This is a genomic window from Mycobacterium sp. E3247, from assembly GCF_001667785.1.
Taxonomy (GTDB): domain Bacteria; phylum Actinomycetota; class Actinomycetes; order Mycobacteriales; family Mycobacteriaceae; genus Mycobacterium.
Genome location: NZ_LZJG01000359.1, coordinates 1 through 1,471, shown reverse-complemented (window position 1 = coordinate 1,471; position 1,471 = coordinate 1). Strand labels below are relative to the sequence as shown.

The window sequence follows — 1,471 nt, the reverse complement described above, 5'->3', positions numbered from 1 at the left end:
TCGGTCATGGTTCTCAGCGCGTATCCGTTGCCGCCGCCGGTCGTCTCATAGGCATGGGGTTCTTCGTCGTAGTAGTTGCGGATGGTGCAGAAGAACTCCGGGCTGTAGGTGTCGAGCAGGCCGGCGGTGGGCACCAGATCGGCGGCCCCCCGCTGTAGGTAGGGCCCGCCGCGGGCGAAGACGTCGGCGCCGGTGTTGCCCAGCCCGGCCGCGGCCAACAACGCTGCGTCCAGGTCGTTTTCCTGCCGGTGCACCGTGCGTGCGGTGATCACCGCGTTGTTGAGGGCGTCCAACAGATCCGGTGCGGCGTTGGCGTAGATGTCGCCCAGGACCCCCAGCTGCTGAATGTCATGCCGGATCTGCGGCATTTGCGGATTGATGTCGTCGAGGATGGCGTTGGCGTTGACGATCGACTGCCCGAACTTGTCGCCCAACCCGGTCAACGCCTGCGCGGCCGCCGCCAGCGTCAGGTTCACCTTGACGGGATCGATCTTTTCCGTGATCGTGGTCAGTGTCTCGAACAGCGTATTGAACTCGGTTGTCACCGACCTCGCGTCAATCACGTGCTCCGGTGTGATGGGTTGCGCCGCCGGGTTTTTCGGCGAGGTCAGCGAGACGTACTTGTTGCCGAACACCGTGGTCGCCCTGATGTTGGCGTCCACGTTGGCCGGAATGAGCTCGATCCATTTCGGATTCACGTTCAAGACGAATTTGGCCGCCGGTGTGCCGTCCCGTTCGACCTCCGAAATGCTGGCCACCCGGCCGACTTCCACGCCGTTGTAGGTGACCTTCGACCCCGGATCCATCACCAGACCGGCCCGGGGAGCCAACATCGTCAAGTGTGTCGTCGGCGAGAGCCGGCCGCGAAACTGCAACCACACGAACCCCAGCACCACCGCGGCGACGACCAAAAACACCAAAGCCGCCGTCCGGTACGGAGGTATGCGTTGCGGGTTCTGCTTCACCGGGGTGGTCATGGCGGCTACACGGTGAGGTTGAAGTTCGGGGTTTTGCCGTACACCGCCATCGCGGTGAGAACGACCACCACGACGATCGTGATCAACGACAACCGCATCGACCGGCCCACCGCCTCGCCAACGCCGACCGGCCCGCCGGTGGCGGTGTAGCCGTAGTAGCAGTGGGTGGTCATCACGACCACCGCGACCAGGATCACCTCTGCGAAGGACCAGGCCACGTCGTTGAGGCGCAGGAAGGTGTGGAAGTAGTGGTTGTACGTGCCGATGGACTGCCCGTACAAGAAGACCGTGGTGACCTGCTGGGACAGGAAGGCCATCGTCATCGCCAACCCGTAGAGCGGGATGATCACGATCAGGCCCGCCACGACCCGGGTGGACGCCAGGAAGGGGATCGACCGGATGCTCATCACCTCGAGCGCGTCGATCTCCTCGCTGATGCGCATGGCGCCCAGTTCGGCGGTGGCGCCGGCGCCGACCGTGGCGGCCAGCGCCTG

Annotated in this window: 2 protein-coding genes; both read right to left on the bottom strand. The window is 64.5% G+C overall.

Features of this window, described 5'->3' with window-relative positions; translation table 11 throughout:
- A partial coding sequence (locus A9X04_RS19760) for an MCE family protein (protein ID WP_067924183.1) occupies positions 1-977 on the bottom strand: 977 nt, incomplete at its 3' end.
- A gap of 5 nt (positions 978-982) precedes the next feature.
- Positions 983-1,471 (bottom strand): ABC transporter permease (locus tag A9X04_RS19755; RefSeq protein WP_197509247.1); only part of this gene is annotated, 489 nt, incomplete at its 5' end.